Here is a 17620-nt window from a genome sequence, read left to right as displayed (position 1 = left end):
GATACCATTATTTATTACACACTTTCTTTTATTTAAACAGTTCTTTGCTAATCTTAAATTTACCCATCATTACGAAGAAAGCACTGTGGAAACCATAGATATCAGTGAACTAAAACCCGGAATGTTTGTCGTTGGCGTCACTAAGCAAACTGGCCATATTAAAATCAAAAACCAAGGCTGGGTGAAAACACAAGGCAGCATCCAAAACTTGAGAAATTCAGGTGTAAGAGCAGTAGAAATCGATCCGGATAAAACCTTAAAAGCAAGCTCAGAAGATAAACAACCCGATGAGACAAAACCTGCTGCCAACACGCAAGCCACTGATGAGTCTCAAGCTGATATTAATATACAGAGCTCAAAACCTGACCCTTGGCATAAATCTACCTCTATCGAAAATGAGTTAGATAAAGCCAACGCGCTATATCAGCAAGCTAAAACTTTGCAGCAAAAGACATTCTTCGACTTAAAGGCAGGAAAGCAGCTTGATTTAACCCCATTTCAAGACACTGCTAGCGCTTTAATTGACTCAATATTTAGAAACCAAGATGCGCTTGCCTGTATTGCACAAATAAAAGAAAAAGATGCATATTTACTCGAGCATTCAATTAATGTCGCCATCATAAGTAGTATTTTTGCCAAACATTTATCACTAGAAAGAGAAATTATTGAGCAAATAACCACAGGGGCATTACTTCATGATATTGGTAAAATTCAAATCCCTGATAAAATTTTACATAAACCAAGTGCGCTAACGCCCGATGAATATGAACAAATTAAACAACATGCTCGCTACAGCCATGACATAGTCAAAAATGCGAAACTCGGGAAAATTGCCTGTGAAATAGCCGCTTTTCATCACGAACGTTTAGATGGCAGTGGCTATCCATTTGGCAAAGTAGCTGCTGAACTACCTCAATATGTGCGCATGGTTGCCATCGTAGACAGCTATGATGCAATAACCGCCGACAGAGTTTATAAAGTTGGAAAGACACCCGTTGCAGCATTTAAAATTTTGCGTGAACAGGTCCCCGATAAGTATGATGAATCATTGCTCAATGCATTTATCCATTGCTTAGGGGTTTACCCTGTAGGTACATTAGTTAAGTTAAAAAGCCAACGTGTTGGGGTTATCAGCCAAAGCAACCCCGACAACCCACTCAAGCCCGTGGTAAAAATATTTTACCACGCAAAAAATATGCTCAACACCGAAGTAAAAGATATTGATTTATCTAGTAAACGTATTGATGACGAAATTGAAGCCGCCATCAAACCTGAAGAGTTTAATCTTCACTTGCTGAAATTTTTTAAACACTCCATGCTGCCATAGTGTTTATGGCAGCCAATCTTGCATGGCTTTCATGCTAAATTCATAACCATCGTAGTTAAAAAGGGCTTGTTCTGGCGTGATCTCAAGCAGTTCTAATACGCCAATGCTATCTCCTTCATATAATTCTCGATTATTTAGCTTTATCCAGCGCTTGTCTGAGTCAGTGGCATAAATATGCGCTTGATAGCGTAATGACGGCAAACTGCTTTGCAGCCCTTTGGGCAAGAGCTCAATCGGAGTTGCTCGTGCAGAGTTACGGCTGCTCGCAGTAACATGATGCGGTTGTTGAACTTCAGTCTCTGCTACAGCTTGTGCAAAAGCTTCTTTAAGTTCTTTCGACACGCCTGCCAATTCAGAGTCTTGCTCTTTAGGTTTAGGCAAAGGTTTGCCAAGCACTCTATATTGCGTTAAGTCTTCGCTTGCTGGTTGCTGCACAATTTGCGTACTCGGTTGAGCAACCACTTGCTGAGGGATTGTTGCAGGTAGCGCATTCATCATTTGTTGGTTTACTACTGGTACTAATTGTTGACGATATAATGGTTGGCCATTTGCATCAAGCCCAGCTTGAACAGACATCCACTGATACTGCACAGGGCTCATCATATTGCTGGTATTAACCAAGGGTTGTCCTATCACCATATTTGCTGGTTGCTGCACAGTTTGTGCTATTACTGGCCTTGATTGCTCTGCGATTGGTGTAGTCTCTTTACTCATTGGTTGTTCAATATTGCCATTAGATTGCGGCTTTACTGCTTGGTCCGACGCATACTCTTGCGCATTATTCTGTGTTTGGCTGAGCACTTGTTTTTGAGCAATTGATGATTGCAAATAATGACCACTTAGATAACCTACAAAAGTAAACCCTCCAACTAATACAAGCCCTGATAAACTAAAAATCAAGGTACGGTAAAGCTTCAGTTGTTTCTCATGTTGATAAGCAAAGTGATCTTGCTCACTATGTGCTGTTTGTTGCGATTGTTTTAATGCATTAACTAAATACGACATAACCCACCACTAAAAAACAAATGAAAGTGCAAAACCAAGTACAAAACTACTAAAAGCAGCTGATGAAACCCACCATGTTTTTGATTTTTGCCGCGTTGTTTGCATTGGCACCAAGTCTAAAGGCAGCGCCTCTTTGGCCGCTTGCGTAGCAATCTTTTTATCAACAAGTTGCTGTTGTGCAGAGTAAGCACCAAGTAAACACCTGTCTGCTAACAAATTTAACAATCGAGGGATACCAGCTGTAACTTTATGCATATACGCGATAGCATCGTGATTAAACAGCATACTTTCACAACCGGCTTTTTTTAAACGATGCTGAATGTAGGCGTACACTTGAGATTGCGTCAATGGTAACAAGTGATACCGTGCGGTTATACGCTGCGCAAGCTGGCGCAGTTCATTGCGCTGCAAAAGGTGTTGTAGCTCTGGTTGACCTACTAATACTATTTGTAACAGCTTTTTATGATCGGTTTCTAAATTAGTGAGTAAACGCAACTGCTCTAACACTTCTGCCGCTAAATGCTGTGCTTCATCAATAATTAGCATTGTATGACCACCAGCGGCATGATTATCAAGTAACCGAGTTTTAATTAAGTCTGTTAATACTTTTAAGCTAGCTTGTTCGTTGTAATCAATATTGAGTTCATCACAAATACTGGCGAGTAGCTCAATTTCGGACAAGGCAGGATTAAGTATAAAGGCCACCTGAGTAGACTCTGGTAATTGTGCCAACATACTACGAGTTACTGTAGTTTTACCCGTACCCACTTCCCCTGTTAACAATACAAAGCCTCCAGCATCTCCTAACCCGTATGTTAGATGTGCCAAAGCTTCTTTATGCCTATCACTTAAAAATAGATACTCTGGGTTAGGGGCAATGGAAAACGGTTTTTCGCTTAGTCCAAAATAGCGTAAATACACGATACGTCTCTTTATTGTTATGATGGTGCCTATAATGGCAAAAAAACACGGTAAGTTAAAACCTTGTTTCTAGTTTTATGCAAATTGTTTTATAGAGGCAACCATGCAGATATATTTAGTTGGGGGAGCAGTAAGAGATGAGTTACTCAGTCGCCCCGTTATTGATAGGGATTATGTCGTCGTAGGCGCAAGTGTTGAGCAAATGCTCAGCCTTGGATACACTCAAGTAGGTAAAGACTTTCCGGTATTTTTACACCCACACAGCAAAGCAGAATATGCACTTGCCAGAATGGAACGAAAGCAAGGTCAAGGCTATGGGGGTTTCATTTGTGACTTTTCACCCGACATTACACTAGAGCAAGATTTATATCGTCGAGATTTAACGATTAACGCAATTGCCAAAGATGAAAATGGCACGCTGGTTGACCCTTACCATGGCCTACAAGATATAGCACAGCGTCGACTTAAACATGTAAGCCCTGCTTTTAGCGAGGACCCACTGCGTGTACTGCGTGTTGCTCGTTTTGCCGCTCGCTATGATTACCTTGGTTTTACTATCGCAAAAGAAACACAACAACTGATGGCTGATATGGTCGCTAATGGGGAACTAGCAACACTCACTAAAGAGCGTATATGGTTAGAAATTGATAAAAGCCTCAGTGATGGATGTGTGGCTATTTTTAGTGATGAGTTGAACAAGCTAGGCGCACTACCAATTGTATTGCCAATGCTAAAGCACTGGAGTATTGAACATGCAGCCGAGCTGGCAAAAAACATCGCAGTGCTGTCAAAACAAAGTGACAATTTTAAACTCATCTCTTTTAGCTTATGGCTTAGCACATGTAGTTTGTCATCGTTAGATAATATCGAGCAAACCCTAAAAGCTCCAAACAAATACGCACAAAGCGTGCGTGATTTCTGCCAACATAAAGCGCTGCTATCTGACTCAAACCTCAATGCACAATCAGTACTAGATATGTTAAATAAACTAGACATTTGGCGACGCCCAGAACGATTTGATATATTTTGCCAAACCGCATCAGCAGCACAAATCAACCCTGTTTGTATAACCCAAATACAACAGGCAGCACTTCATGCTTGTGCAATTAAACCTCAAGGTATTATTTCACAAGGCTTTAAAGGCTCAGACATTAAACACCAACTAAACTTGGCAAGATTTAAAGCCCTTGAACAAAGTTTGGAGGCTTGAAAGAAAAGGTCCGCATCAAGTACGAGCTTAGTTAACCTCAGGTTTGGATAAGGGGTTTTGAAATAAAAAACGCTGTAACTAGGACTTATATAACTGCTATCCAAAGATGACACTTTACTCAATATCAAGGTACTTTCACTTGTAACAGCAGGCTATTACAAGTGAAAGTACCGAAGAAATGGCTGAATTAATCCAACGCTGAGGTGTGTTAGGCTAAAAATATCTACCAAAGTAAAAAAGCGAATAAACCTGCACCAAGTAACAATCGATATATTACAAATGGCATCATGCCCATGCGCTCAATCACTTTTAAGAAAAAGTGAATACACACATAAGCCGCTAAAAACGACAATACAGCCCCTAAAATGATGGCCTGCCACTGAAATGCTTCATCCCCTGAACTGAGCTTATAAACATAATATGAACCTGCTGCAGCTATCACAGGAATAGACATCAAAAATGAGAATCTTGCCGCACTTTGTTTATTCAGACCTAACAATAACCCAACAGTCATGGTGATCCCTGAACGAGAAGTCCCCGGAAATATCATTGCTACCACCTGAGAAAGACCGATTAACAAAGCACTTAGCCAATTTATTTGGTAGATGGTTTTTATTTGCTTGGCTTTTGCATCGGCATACCAAAGCAATAAACCAAAAACGACAGTGGTAGTCGCTATTACCCAAGCATTACGTGAGTAAACCTCTACATAGTCTTTAACCAAATAGCCGATAATTAATGACGGAAGAGTGGCAATAATTATCCACCAGCCTAATTGGCTGTCATCCGTTCTTCCTTGCTGACCAAACGATTTAAACCAAGCACTTAAAATATCTCCAACTTCTTTACGAAAATATATAATCACCGCGAGTAAAGTGCCAACATGTACTGCCACATCAAAGGCGGTGCCTTGGTCAACCCAGCCCAACACTTGAGACGGTAAAATAAGATGTGCCGAGCTAGAAATAGGCAAAAACTCAGTTAACCCCTGCACTAAGGCTAAAACAATAACTTCAATAATACTCATGGTAAAGAAAACTCCACTTTCCATAGCTTTTGGTTTGAATTGTCATACTCTTGCCAAATACAGGCAATACTTTTTTTGTAAACGGGGTGTATATGTGTTGGCGCAATCTCAAACAAAGGCAATAATACAAAAGCATTTTTGGTTATTTCATCACGAGGTAACTGAGCTGGTTGCTCACAAATAACGTCATCATAAAATAATAAGTCTAGGTCCAGTGTGCGAGGGCTAAACTTTTTATCCGTACGAGTACGGCCGTTTTTCAATTCTATTTCTTTGAGTAATTCACAAACTTGAGAGAGTGGCATCTCGGTCTTTGCCCCAAGGACAGAATTGTAAAAATTACTACCATTGAATCCAACCGCTTCACTCTCATACACACTTGAATGCAGATAATTTGGAAAATACTTGATAAGTGCGGCCCAACCAGCGGTGAAGTTTTGCTCGCGATTAACGTTTGAGCCCAAGCTAATGTAAATTTGCGCCATAATTAACGTTTCACTCGTGTGATTTCGACACCCACCGTTTGCGCCGCTTCAACCGCTGCGGGCTTACTCACTCTAATTGTGACTTGCTCTACATTAAACTCAGCTAAAATAAGAGTCGCTAATTGCTCCAATAAAGTCTCTAATAACTCGACTGGTTTAGCTATCGAATGTGCAATAACTCGTTCACTTACTTTGGCATAATCTACAGCTAAAGTGATATCATCCGCTTTTGCTGCAGCCGAAATATCGGTCAACATATCAATATCAAAGTATAAGCTTTGTTTACTTTCCTTTTCAAAGTCGTAAACTCCTATTATAGTTTCGACATGTAGTTGTGAGATGTACACCTTATCCATTGATACTCCACTGGTTACCTAGAATCGCTCTATAACTGCAACTTATGCTAGTTACAGTCGGCATTTATACGTCGATCATAGCCGAAAACGCCACAAGACAAAATAAGGAAACACGTGTTAGTTAGTTTAATCTGTGTCTGTGCTTACATTATTGGTTCTATCTCGTCAGCTGTTTTAGTCTGTCGAGTCTTTGCCCTGCCCGATCCTCGTTTCTCAGGCTCACAAAATCCAGGTGCAACCAACGTATTGCGTTTAGGTGGTAAGTTCCCTGCAATCTTGGTGTTAATCTTTGATATTTTAAAAGGTACAATCCCAGTATGGGGTGCTTACTTTTTGCAAATTGAACCAATTTGGCTTGGAGCGGTTGCGGTTGCAGCCTGTTTAGGACATATTTATCCCGTTTTTTTTCATTTTAATGGCGGTAAGGCCGTAGCCACTGCATTTGGTGCATTATTACCAATAGGCTTACCACTAGGCGGGTTATTAATAAGCACTTGGCTATTAGTACTTTGGCTAACACGGTACTCATCATTGGCTGCAATTACAGCTGTTACGCTGGCCCCCTTATATACTTGGTGGATAAAACCTATTTATACATTGCCGGTTAGTTTTTTAACTGTATTAATTATATTAAGGCACAGAGGGAATATTAAAAGGCTCCTTACTGGGAAAGAGCCTAAAGTAGGCAGTAAAAAAAGTTAAAGTGGTTTTAAGCTATCCAGCGGCCAACGAGGTTGAGTTTTCATATCAAGCGGTGCGAATTGCTTCGCTTTTAAGCGTTGCATACCGGCAAAAGCTATCATTGCACCATTGTCAGTACAAAACTCCGTACGCGGATAATACACCTTGCCTTGCATACCTTGCATAACACGCTCAAGCTTATTGCGTAGTTGCGTATTTGCGCTCACACCACCGGCAATCACTAGACGTTTAATCTTAGTTTGCTTAAGCGCCCTTTTACATTTGATAGCGAGTGTATCAATAACTGCAACTTCAAATGCATGCGCAATATCTGCTTTAGTTTGTGCGTCATTACCACTAGTGCGAATAGTATTAGCCGCCGCTGTTTTTAAACCACTAAAGCTAAAATCAAGCCCGGGTTTGTCCGTCATCGGTCTTGGAAAAACAAAGCGCTCAGCCACACCTTGTTCCGCCATTTTGGCAAGCAATGGGCCGCCAGGGTAATCTAGTCCCAGCAGTTTGGCCGTTTTATCAAATGCTTCACCTGCAGCGTCATCGACTGACTCACCCAGCACTTCATACTCACCAATGCCTTCAACTTTTACCATCATAGTGTGGCCACCTGATACAAGCAGCGCAATAAAAGGAAAATCAGGACGCTCATCTTCAAGCATGGGGGCCAGTAAATGCCCTTCCATATGATGAACCGCCACTGCTGGAAGGTGCCAGCCAAATGCAAGCGCGCGCCCAATCGATGTTCCCACTAACAACGCACCAACAAGCCCTGGACCTGCCGTGTAAGCAACACCATCTAATGACTCAGGACCACATCCAGCTTCTGAAAATGCAGCTTCTATTAGTGGAATAGTTTTACGAACATGATCACGTGACGCCAGCTCTGGCACTACGCCGCCATAATCCGCATGCACTTTAACTTGACTGTAAAGCTGATGTGCCAGAAGACCTTGCTCATCGTCATAAATTGCAATGCCAGTTTCATCACACGACGATTCTATGCCTAAAATTCGCACTCATTTACTCCCGAGTAAAATGATATAAAAGGCGGATATTTTACCTGCTGGGGGTTTTATTGAGCAAGCAAAAGAGCCTTACTGTTTCGTTAAATTGCCAAACCTATATTAGTTTGACCATCCGCAAGCGCATGCTGCTTGAGCGATTTAGTATTATCTGCCGTGATCCGACCCATATTTTCCACAAAATCGATGAGCTCAGATAACACTTCTATCTCATATTGCATTAAAGGATGCTCTCGAACTGATTTGTTATCAGCATCTATATCATCACTCTCTAATACAAACTCAACGTAACGAGCAACCGTCGCTTGAGATATCTTTGCAATGCTTACAAACTCTTGTTCGTCTTTTGTCATTAAACCATGCATTAGGCCTAACAAAGCCGTTGCTGCATCAATTGCTGGATACGTTCCGAACATATCAAACTGCGCAAGTTCAGGTACATTCGGCTCTACTTTTTCAATTTGCTTTTCAAAGCTAATTTTACTTTTTGGTAACAGGATTTTCTCCCAACATACATTAAGGGCATTCCTTAAAGCTAACTCATCACCAAACTGGGTGGCTTCACTAAATAGCCCATAATTAGGTAGCATTCGTTCAATAATAGCTGCTGCTAACACAGCTTGCTGAAGGTAATTTAGCTCTCTAATACGTTGGAAATTATTCGCTTTGGTCATTATTTGTTCCACATTGCCAGCAAGATTGAAATGCTGGTCCATTGATTTCTGTGCAATGATTGCAACGCCAGTCAGAACTAGGTTGCTTTTGCGAGTAGTTTAACAATATTTTTTGTGCTGCGGGCACTTTTATATCGTAAACTAATAAACTAAGTTTAGCTTGCTCAGCTGGGATCTCTCCTATAGCACCCACTAAAGGCTCACCGTTAATCCGAGTTTCTATTTTAGCTTGATACAATAAGCCTTGCACAATGTGTGCTTCAAGTACATTGTCAGTGGTAAATACACATCGCCATTTAAAGTTATTATCTGTCATACTGGTAATTATTCCATGCTGATTGAAAGAGGCAAAAATGACACTGACCACTCCCGGGCTTTTATTTCCTGCTATTTCTTTATTATTACTTGCCTATACCAATCGATTTTTAGTACTAGCGCAACTCATAAGGGAGCTCAATGCTCGTGAGGGCGAGAGTATTCGTCCACTTGTCCGCGCACAAATCGATAATCTAAGAAAACGCATTAAATTAATACGATTTATGCAAGTATGGGGCGTTGTTGCGTTTTTATTGTGTACATTCTCTATGTTTGCCTTATTTATTGATATTGCATTAACAGGGATCATTCTTTTTGGTGCCAGCTTGTGCTGCCTCATACTTTCTTTGTTTACCTCTTTATATGAGATACATATTTCCTGCGACGCCATAGAAATAGAATTGCAAAATATTGAGAAAAAGCCAACTGCTTGATTAAGCAGGCAGTCACTTTAATGACTATACTAACTAAGTAAATAGTCATTAAAGGGGCAGCGAGTGAGCAGTTATCTTTTCTCTGATGAGTTAATAGAAGAGCCAAATAACCCACACCTTGCATCTGAGCATTGGGATATTCTCATTGTGGATGATGAAGAAGACATTCATCAAGTAACAAAATTAGTGCTATCGGGTTTCGAATTTGAACAAAAGTCGCTGCGATTTCATCATGCATACTCTGCACAGCAAGCAAAAGAAATTCTTGCCAAAGAGCAGCTAATCTCTGTCGGGTTAGTCGACGTTGTAATGGAAACAAACCATGCTGGCTTGGACCTTATCAAATATATTAGAAATGATTTAGCAAATCATGATGTACGTTTAATTTTACGCACGGGGCAACCTGGCGAAGCGCCAGAAGAATCAGTGATCAGAGACTATGATATTAATGATTACAAAAATAAAACAGAGTTAACAGCCGTTAAATTAAAAACCTTACTTTACTCGGCATTGCGTGCCCATCGGGATATTCAAACCATTGAACGTCATAAGCGAGGTCTCGAGCAAATCATTAATGCATCATCTTCATTTTTACAATGCAACAGTGTACGTGAATTTGCATCAACAATTTTAACACATGTCTCCAATGTAATGGGTTTAAATGACAATGATATTTATTGTGCTGCAGCTATTAACCATTCAAAAGAGTCAGGTGCAAAGTTCAAGCTTTTGGCCGCTTCAGGCGAGGGGATAGAACCAAAAACGTCGACTATTCCTGAGCATGTTAGAGAGTTATTCATTGAATCTCATAATATTAAAGCCTCTCGTTCTACCGAAACAGAGTATGTTGGCTATTTTCCTTCAGCTGGTGGAGGGGAAACCATGCTCTATGTTGGTAAAGATTCACACATGAAAAGTACCGACCGACAGTTACTTGAGTTTTTTGCAAACAATATTGCACTCGCTTATGACAATATTAAGCTTAGAGAAACAGTGAAAGATTCACAAAAAGAGCTATCTTATATCCTCGGTGAAGCCGTTGAACGCCGATCTAAAGAAACTGGCTCTCATGTTAAACGGGTTGCTCATTACAGCATGTTATTAGCACAGCTCTATGGAGTTTCAGACTATCATGCTGAAATTATTAAACTTGCTTCTCCTTTACATGACATTGGGAAAATCAGTATTCCAGATAATATTTTGAATAAACCCGATAGGCTTACACCAAGTGAATGGCAGATTATGATGACCCACGCACAGACTGGTTACGAAATCTTACAACATTCTTCTAACGAAATTTTACAATGTGGCGCTACAATAGCGCATCAGCATCATGAAAAATGGGATGGTACGGGGTATCCGAGAGGCTTAAAAGGTGAGAAAATAGATATAGTTGGACGAATAACAGCTCTAGCTGATGTATTTGATGCCTTAGGGAGTGACAGATGTTACAAACCCGCCTGGCCTCTAGAGAAGGTACTCACACTAATAGAATCTGAAAAAGGGAAGCAATTTGACCCTAAACTCGTTGATTTATTTATAAACAATTTAAATCAGTTTATCGCAATTAGAGATAGTTACCCCGATTAACTTTGTAAGCAAAAATGTAAAATTTTCACTTTCAATTTTCCTTTACTTGTATTAGTATTAGGAAAACACATTAACAGTATGTGATAAGTAGAAATTAAAAGGAATTTCAAATGAGATTTGAACAACTAGAACAGTTTGTAGCTTTAGGCAATTTGCGCCATTTCAGACAAGCAGCGGAACAAACCAAAATAAGTACTTCAGCCTTAACTAGAAGTATTCAAACATTGGAAGATGAGATAGGCTGCCAGCTTGTTAAACGCTCAACACGCTCAGTAAGACTTACAGAGCAGGGTGAAATGTTTTTGAGTTATTGCAAAACAACGCTGTCAGAGCTTGAGTTAACTAAGAAAACAATCAAACAGAGTTTGTTTGGTAGAGATCAACAAAAGCTTGTTATTGGTTACACCAGTGAAGCCAGCTCTATAGTACCTATGTCTTGTGGTCAGTTTCTTGCTGATTACCCGAACATTAAAATCGAGATGCAGTTACAAGATGAGCATGAGCTAACACGTAAATTACAGCTTGGTGAAATTGATATTAGCGTATATTTGCAAAGCGCAAGTAATGTCGTTAGTAATATTTACCTGCCAGATCAGCTTATACTTTTTGTTGCAAAACATCACCCACTTGCAAGTAAAGACTCATTACGCAAGGAAGAGCTATATGATTTCCCAATGTATGGATGTTTCTCACAATCGAAGCAAGTTCAATCTATGCTCAATGAAGCCGTTGAAGGACTCAATAAAAGTAGCAGTATGAAAATTGGCAATATAGATCAAGTAATTGAGGGTCTAAAACAGTCAAGTCATTTTGCTATTGCGAGTATTGAGCACGCCAATACCATTGCTCAAGACCCTAATTTAGTTATTTTAAGAACTAACAAAGATATTAACCATGAGCAATTAGTAGTTCAGACTAATCATCATGTTAGTCGTGATAGCCATATCACGCATTTATTAGGTCTTATAGAGACGTCAGCAAAATCTAAAGCCTGCACTTCAAATATGTAGACTTACAAAGATAAATGACTTAAAAAAGAGGTGCAAATGCACTTCTTTTTTCATTCTTGAGCACTAAGAAATAACAAGAGTGAGCCATATAATAAAACTAAACCAGATAGCTCACAGCTATAGCAATAAAAATAGTAAAGCCAACCCGATTATTATTTAAAAAAGCCTTAAAGCAGCTATCTCGCTCACGCTTATGAATCGCTCGCTGTAACAACATGAGTAATAAACTTGAAATACTTAACCCAAAAAAGTAGGGCCACTGTAGTGACTGAACAATGCCTATATAAGATAAAATTGCTAAAAACATAATATTAAAAACTGCAATCCAATGCCTGTCATAACGCCCGAATAATATAGCGGTAGATTTTACACCAATCTTTAAATCATCATCTCTATCAACCATTGCATACATTGTGTCATAGGCTATAGTCCAAAGCACATTCGCAGTAAAAAGTAACCAAGCATAATTAGGCACTTCCTCTGTACTTGCCATAAACGCCATCGGAATAGAAAAACTATACGCCATTCCCAATACCACTTGCGGTAAATGTGTATAACGTTTCATAAATGGATAGCATGCTGCAAGCATTAAGGCTCCAACAGACAAGTAAATAGTTTGCCAATTAAGCATTAACACCAATGCAAATGCACAAATAATAAGCAAGCCGAATAAGCTTAATGCTTCACCTGGCTTTACTTCCCCTGTTGCCAGCGGACGTTGCGACGTTCGTTTGACTGCACCATCCACTTTCCTATCGGCAAAATCATTAATTACGCACCCAGCACTGCGCATAATAAAGACACCGCAACTAAAAATAACTAACAGCCCTAAAGGTGGTACACCTGAGTTTGCTAACCATAATGCCCAATAAGTAGGCCACAACAGCAACAAGGTACCTATTGGCCTATCAGTTCGCATTAAGCGTAAATAAGCAGAAATATGCGATTTATGAAGCGAATTGAGTTGCATAGTGAACCTTAGGTAAAAAAACTTCGCAGACCATGATTTTGGCATCTTGGTATGAAAACACCCTGCGCCGTGCAAACATATTCTTGTACGGTAAATGCAAATCTTTAAGTAAGGATTCATATCCTTGTTGATAGTTAATCTGCGCGATTTCAATTGGTGAGCGTTGCCAAGCTGCATCTTGAAATAAAACCTCTCCAAGCGGCTTATTACCCAGCTTTCGAACTCCCAAATCTGAAGCTTGTGTACTAATCCAGCTTTGAGCATACACTCTAGCCACATCATCACATACAAGTAACACTTCTCGACATTGTAACTGCTTGCATTGTTGACCTAAAACTTTCTTATGTTGTACTTCGCAAGCTAACCACTGCTCCCGTAACACATCAACTCTAAATTGTTCAAAGTGCTGTTTTAGCAGCGCGGTTAATGACCCACTGTCTAATATAATATTTACATCATCATTTGGTAAATGAGCGGACTCTGAGGCTAATTGCCATGCAAAGTCAATGGAAAAAGGCGTTCTCAACACAACTCTATCTGTTCTTCTAAAAACTCATCACATCATAGCACCACCAAGCCTTACACAAAAGTTTGCTGATATTTTAATAAGATATCCACTACAAATATGTAAAATACTTGCATTTAAGTATACACTTAACAGTGCCAATTCGCAGTTGAACTAATGGGATTTCAAATTGTTATGAACAAACCTTATTACTTACTCGTAGTTTTTACACTCGTCATCACTTGTTTTGGCGTTCGTGCGAACTCTAACGTAGGCTATTTTGGTTTTGAACCAGACATAATCACAAACTATATTGGCCAATCAAATAAGAAGCTTGGTTACGTGCGAGTAACCGTTGACTTGATGTTAGATGATGTAGGTAATATCAGTGTTGTTGAACACCATACACCATTACTTAGAGACGCCATCGTTCAAATTTTAAGTAAAGAGCCTGAAGAAACCATAAAGTCTCTTACTGGCCGAGAAGAGATAAGACAGCGCTGTGCAGATAAATTAAAGAGCCTACTAAAAGAAGAGACTGGCAGTGAGATAATTAGAGACGTATTGTTTACTAAGTATCTCTATCACTAGTACGCTTTGTCGGCTGTAAAAAAGCAACCAGAATACCACTGAGTAACCCAAACAAATGAGCCCAGTTAGCCATGCTAATAAAAAATAACTCGGTGAAGCCAAACACCATCCAAAGTAGCATAAAGCCAACCACCGGTTTGCTGACTAACTCAGGCTCAGATTGATGCCTTACACTGTATACCCAAGCAAAGCCCAACAAAGCATAAACAACACCACTGAGCCCCCCAAAGCGGCTGTCAACCATTAAATACTGAGCCCAATTACTTACTATCGAGCTAATAAAAAATAGTAAAAACAAGTAGCGAGGGCTCGTTCGCTCTACTATTTTCTGGCCAAGATGAAGCCACCAACTTAAATTAAAAACTAAGTGTAATACACCAAAGTGCAGCAATACTGGTGTTACCCAACTTATTGGAGTGTCAGGCTTAAATTGTAGATAATTAAAGGTTGTATTCGCATCAAAAATATAGAAACTACCAAATACAATTAAACCAAGCCCAAAAATTACTTTTAAAAACCAATGTAACGCATGAAAGCGTTGCATTAAGTTCAGTTCACTACCACCGTACTTTAGTGGGGAGTTCGCTTCGCCACTAAGCCAAGATGCACTAGAGTATTTTTCTTGATAGGGGTCATTCAAAAAATCTTGCCACAATATAGCGCCTTGCTCACGGTGCTCATCCGCAACCCAAGCCTCAACAGTCATACCATCATTTGAGCGAAGGCTCACAAGCACGCCTTGCATTTTAAAGTAATCGGCTGCGCCCTGAACAGCGCGTGGATTATTAAATGTGCCCAGCAAAATCATTTATTAATACAATCCGGCAGCTGTGAAGCCCACTGAGTAAAACCACCATCCATGCTATACACATCTTCAAAGCCCTGCTCTATTAAATAACTTGCAGCACCTTGTGAACTTATACCATGATAACAAACAACAATGATCGGTTGATCAAACTCTTTTTCTTGCATAAAGTGGCCAATATTAGCGTTAGATAAATGCTCTGAGCCAGGAATATGGCCTTGTGCAAAGCTATTTTCATCGCGAATATCAGCAACTATTACATCTTTTTGCTCAAGTAACGCTTTGGTTTGGGTTACTGATATATGTTTCATTGTCATAAATTACTACTCAAAATATAAAAGGCGACCTGATGCCGCCTTTCATGTGTTAAAAGTTGGATGTTAACCCCAGTTTAAGATCACTTTACCAGATTGACCAGAGATCATCGTGTCAAAGCCTGTTTGGAATTCATCTATTTGGAACTGGTGTGTAATGATAGGCTCTAGGTTTAGCCCCGATTGAATTAAACTGGCCATTTTGTACCACGTTTCAAACATTTCTCGGCCATAAATACCTTTAATTACTAACCCTTTAAAAATCACTTGATTCCAGTCAACAGCCATATCAGAAGGCGGAATCCCAAGCATCGCTATTTTTCCACCATGATTCATATTATTTAGCATGCTATTGAACGCAACAGGCACACCTGACATCTCTAAACCAATATCAAACCCTTCTGTCATGCCAAGCTCAGTCATGGTATCTTCAAGCTTTTCATTGGCCACGTTTACCGCACGAGTTGCGCCCATTTTACGCGCTAAATCTAAGCGATATTCATTGACATCGGTGATCACTACGTGACGAGCACCAACATGTTTAGCAACCGCGGCAGCCATTATGCCAATAGGACCAGCACCTGTTATAAGTACATCTTCACCCACTAAATCAAATGACAAGGCGGTATGCACTGCATTACCGAACGGGTCAAATATTGAAGCTAAGTCATCAGATATGTTATCTGGAATTTTAAATGCATTGAATGCAGGTATTACTAAGTACTCAGCAAAAGCACCTTCGCGATTAACACCTACACCGGTTGTGTTACGGCACAAATGAACACGCCCAGCGCGACAGTTCCGGCAATGCCCACATGTTATATGACCTTCACCTGACACTCGGTCACCAACGTCAAAGCCACGAACCTCCTGTCCCATATCAACCACTTCACCTACGTACTCATGACCCACAACCATTGGGGTAGGAATCGTACTCTGTGCCCACTCATCCCATTTATAAATGTGTACGTCTGTTCCACAAATAGCCGTTTTACGAATTTTAATTAACAGATCGTTATGCCCTACTTCCGGTTTGGGCGCATCTGTCATCCAAATACCTGGTTCGGCTTTTAACTTAGATAAAGCTTTCATAATTGTTACTCAAACAAGGAAGCCGAAGCTTCACTTTAAAATTAAATAATACCCAGCTCTTTACCAATACGTGTAAAGGCATCAATAGCTTTGTCCAACTGCTCACGTGTGTGCGCTGCTGAAATCTGAGTACGGATCCTAGCCTGCCCTTTTGGCACAACAGGAAAGGAAAAACCTGTTACATAAATGCCCTCAGCCAATAGCTTGTCAGCCATTTGGGCCGCAACTTTTGCATCACCTAACATCACTGGAATGATTGCGTGATCCTTACCTGCACAAGTAAAACCTACCGCCTCCATTTTTTCACGGAAATAGGCTGCATTGGTCCACAAAGTATCTCTTAACGCTTTACCGTCTTTGAGCATATCTAATACAGCGATAGAAGCAGTAACAATAGAAGGAGCCAGTGAGTTTGAAAATAAATATGGACGTGAACGCTGACGTAACCACTCAACCGTTTCTTTCTTAGCAGATGTGTAACCTCCCGAAGCACCGCCAAGTGCTTTACCCAAAGTACCAGTGATAATGTCAACTCGATCCATTACACCACAATACTCAGGCGTACCACGGCCATTTTCACCAACAAAGCCAACAGCATGAGAATCATCTACCATAACTAATGCATCATACTTATCGGCCAAATCACACACTGCTTCTAAATTACACAGCACGCCATCCATCGAGAACACACCATCTGTGGCAATTAATTTAGTTTTTGCACCAGCTTCTGTAGCCGCAATTAACTGCTGCTCTAAATCAGTCATATCATTATTAGCATAGCGGAAACGTTTAGCTTTACACAAACGAACACCATCAATGATTGAAGCATGATTTAGTGCATCTGATATAATTGCATCGTCAGGGCCTAAAATAGTTTCAAATAAGCCTGCGTTCGCGTCAAAGCACGAAGAATACAAAATGGTATCTTCCATTTGTAAAAATTCACTAATTTTAGCTTCAAGTGTTTTGTGAATATCTTGTGTGCCACAAATAAAGCGTACAGACGCTACGCCAAAGCCATGTGCGTCTAATCCTTGCTTTGCTGCAGCGATTAGGCTTGGGTTATTGGCAAGCCCCAAGTAGTTGTTCGCACAAAAGTTAATTACTGATTCACCACTTTCAACCGCTATTTGCGCTTGTTGAGAAGAAGTGATCACACGTTCACTTTTGTATAAACCTTCAGCTTTAACATCTTCAAGCTGTTGTTGTAGCTGGCTGTAAAAGGCCGATGCTCTCATTTGGAGTCTCCATTATTTGCACGGGTCCCAATG

21 protein-coding genes are annotated in these 17620 nt (G+C 40.2%); 7 read left to right on the top strand and 14 right to left on the bottom strand.

The window, feature by feature from the left end; translation table 11 throughout:
* The first annotated feature begins 85 nt into the window (after positions 1 to 85).
* Positions 86 to 1327, top strand: a complete 1242-nt coding sequence (locus tag OCI93_RS11950) for an HD-GYP domain-containing protein (protein ID WP_261626485.1) — start codon at positions 86 to 88, stop codon at positions 1325 to 1327.
* A 3-nt stretch (positions 1328 to 1330) separates the two neighbouring features.
* Here the strand turns inward: OCI93_RS11950 and OCI93_RS11945 are convergent, their stop codons facing one another.
* Positions 1331 to 2332 carry a general secretion pathway protein GspB gene (locus tag OCI93_RS11945; protein WP_261594414.1) on the bottom strand — a complete coding sequence of 334 codons (1002 nt, stop codon included), beginning with the start codon at positions 2330 to 2332 and terminating at the stop codon, positions 1331 to 1333.
* Between the two features lie 9 nt (positions 2333 to 2341).
* Entirely contained in the window at positions 2342 to 3253 is a 912-nt protein-coding gene (locus tag OCI93_RS11940; protein WP_261594415.1) for an ExeA family protein, read from the bottom strand.
* Between the two features lie 103 nt (positions 3254 to 3356).
* On the opposite strand from OCI93_RS11940, the gene OCI93_RS11935 reads away from it, so the two are divergent.
* On the top strand, positions 3357 to 4463 hold the full coding sequence (locus tag OCI93_RS11935) for a tRNA nucleotidyltransferase (RefSeq protein ID WP_261594416.1): 1107 nt from the start codon (positions 3357 to 3359) through the stop codon (positions 4461 to 4463).
* A gap of 223 nt (positions 4464 to 4686) precedes the next feature.
* On the opposite strand, the gene OCI93_RS11930 is transcribed toward OCI93_RS11935, so the two are convergent.
* From OCI93_RS11930 to folB, 3 genes are read right to left on the bottom strand one after another with little or no spacing between them, the layout of a single operon-like run.
* Positions 4687 to 5490, bottom strand: coding sequence for an undecaprenyl-diphosphate phosphatase (locus OCI93_RS11930; protein ID WP_261595198.1), 804 nt, complete (start codon positions 5488 to 5490; stop codon positions 4687 to 4689).
* On the bottom strand, positions 5487 to 5975 hold the full coding sequence (folK, locus tag OCI93_RS11925; protein ID WP_261595199.1) for a 2-amino-4-hydroxy-6-hydroxymethyldihydropteridine diphosphokinase: 489 nt from the start codon (positions 5973 to 5975) through the stop codon (positions 5487 to 5489). The genes OCI93_RS11930 and folK overlap by 4 nt, the downstream gene beginning before the upstream one ends.
* Positions 5976 to 5977: 2 nt before the next feature.
* A complete protein-coding gene (gene folB / locus OCI93_RS11920) occupies positions 5978 to 6331 on the bottom strand; it encodes a dihydroneopterin aldolase (protein ID WP_261595200.1) in 354 nt (117 codons plus the stop codon).
* 114 nt (positions 6332 to 6445) lie between these two features.
* Between folB and plsY the strand changes: the two genes are divergently transcribed.
* Positions 6446 to 7033, top strand: a complete 588-nt coding sequence (gene plsY, locus OCI93_RS11915) for a glycerol-3-phosphate 1-O-acyltransferase PlsY (protein WP_261595201.1) — start codon at positions 6446 to 6448, stop codon at positions 7031 to 7033.
* On the opposite strand, the gene tsaD is transcribed toward plsY, so the two are convergent.
* The 3 genes from tsaD to OCI93_RS11900 form a co-directional block, all read right to left on the bottom strand.
* The gene (tsaD, locus tag OCI93_RS11910) at positions 7030 to 8043 is read right to left on the bottom strand and encodes a tRNA (adenosine(37)-N6)-threonylcarbamoyltransferase complex transferase subunit TsaD (protein WP_261595202.1); all 1014 of its coding nucleotides are present in this window, start codon (positions 8041 to 8043) and stop codon (positions 7030 to 7032) included. The genes plsY and tsaD overlap by 4 nt on opposite strands.
* A gap of 89 nt (positions 8044 to 8132) precedes the next feature.
* Positions 8133 to 8723, bottom strand: a complete 591-nt coding sequence (locus OCI93_RS11905; protein WP_261595203.1) for a YjaG family protein — start codon at positions 8721 to 8723, stop codon at positions 8133 to 8135.
* Entirely contained in the window at positions 8707 to 9039 is a 333-nt protein-coding gene (locus tag OCI93_RS11900; RefSeq protein WP_261595204.1) for a putative signal transducing protein, read from the bottom strand. The genes OCI93_RS11905 and OCI93_RS11900 overlap by 17 nt, the downstream gene beginning before the upstream one ends.
* Before the next feature lie 37 nt (positions 9040 to 9076).
* Here OCI93_RS11900 and OCI93_RS11895 point away from each other — a divergent pair, with 37 nt between their 5' ends.
* The 3 genes from OCI93_RS11895 to OCI93_RS11885 all read left to right on the top strand — a co-directional run bounded on the left by OCI93_RS11895 (position 9077) and on the right by OCI93_RS11885 (position 12072).
* Positions 9077 to 9472: a DUF2721 domain-containing protein gene (locus tag OCI93_RS11895; protein WP_261595205.1), complete on the top strand. Its 396-nt coding sequence runs from the start codon at positions 9077 to 9079 to the stop codon at positions 9470 to 9472.
* A 63-nt stretch (positions 9473 to 9535) separates the two neighbouring features.
* Positions 9536 to 11062, top strand: coding sequence for a DUF3369 domain-containing protein (locus tag OCI93_RS11890; protein ID WP_261595206.1), 1527 nt, complete (start codon positions 9536 to 9538; stop codon positions 11060 to 11062).
* Between the two features lie 110 nt (positions 11063 to 11172).
* On the top strand, positions 11173 to 12072 hold the full coding sequence (locus OCI93_RS11885) for a LysR family transcriptional regulator (RefSeq protein WP_261595207.1): 900 nt from the start codon (positions 11173 to 11175) through the stop codon (positions 12070 to 12072).
* A gap of 97 nt (positions 12073 to 12169) precedes the next feature.
* Here OCI93_RS11885 and ubiA read toward each other — a convergent pair whose 3' ends face one another.
* Positions 12170 to 13042, bottom strand: a complete 873-nt coding sequence (ubiA, locus tag OCI93_RS11880) for a 4-hydroxybenzoate octaprenyltransferase (RefSeq protein WP_261595208.1) — start codon at positions 13040 to 13042, stop codon at positions 12170 to 12172.
* Positions 13020 to 13568 carry a chorismate--pyruvate lyase family protein gene (locus tag OCI93_RS11875; RefSeq protein WP_261595209.1) on the bottom strand — a complete coding sequence of 183 codons (549 nt, stop codon included), beginning with the start codon at positions 13566 to 13568 and terminating at the stop codon, positions 13020 to 13022. The genes ubiA and OCI93_RS11875 overlap by 23 nt, the downstream gene beginning before the upstream one ends.
* Positions 13569 to 13742: 174 nt before the next feature.
* Between OCI93_RS11875 and OCI93_RS11870 the strand changes: the two genes are divergently transcribed.
* On the top strand, positions 13743 to 14138 hold the full coding sequence (locus tag OCI93_RS11870) for a flagellar basal body-associated protein FliL (RefSeq protein ID WP_261595210.1): 396 nt from the start codon (positions 13743 to 13745) through the stop codon (positions 14136 to 14138).
* On the opposite strand, the gene OCI93_RS11865 is transcribed toward OCI93_RS11870, so the two are convergent.
* The 4 genes from OCI93_RS11865 to OCI93_RS11850 form a co-directional block, all read right to left on the bottom strand.
* Positions 14119 to 14946, bottom strand: a complete 828-nt coding sequence (locus OCI93_RS11865) for a rhomboid family intramembrane serine protease (protein ID WP_261595211.1) — start codon at positions 14944 to 14946, stop codon at positions 14119 to 14121. The genes OCI93_RS11870 and OCI93_RS11865 overlap by 20 nt on opposite strands.
* Complete coding sequence (gene glpE, locus OCI93_RS11860) at positions 14943 to 15260, bottom strand: thiosulfate sulfurtransferase GlpE (RefSeq protein WP_261595212.1); 318 nt, start codon at positions 15258 to 15260, stop codon at positions 14943 to 14945. Before glpE ends, OCI93_RS11865 begins: the two co-directional genes overlap by 4 nt.
* 63 nt (positions 15261 to 15323) lie before the next feature.
* On the bottom strand, positions 15324 to 16349 hold the full coding sequence (gene tdh, locus OCI93_RS11855) for an L-threonine 3-dehydrogenase (protein ID WP_261595213.1): 1026 nt from the start codon (positions 16347 to 16349) through the stop codon (positions 15324 to 15326).
* Between the two features lie 41 nt (positions 16350 to 16390).
* Positions 16391 to 17587, bottom strand: coding sequence for a glycine C-acetyltransferase (locus OCI93_RS11850; protein ID WP_261595214.1), 1197 nt, complete (start codon positions 17585 to 17587; stop codon positions 16391 to 16393).
* Positions 17588 to 17620 lie beyond the last annotated feature (33 nt).

Source organism: Pseudoalteromonas holothuriae, from assembly GCF_945859825.1.
Taxonomy (GTDB): Bacteria; Pseudomonadota; Gammaproteobacteria; order Enterobacterales; family Alteromonadaceae; genus Pseudoalteromonas; species Pseudoalteromonas holothuriae.
Note: the sequence above shows the minus strand (reverse complement) of the source record. Positions and strands in the feature narration are given on the sequence as shown.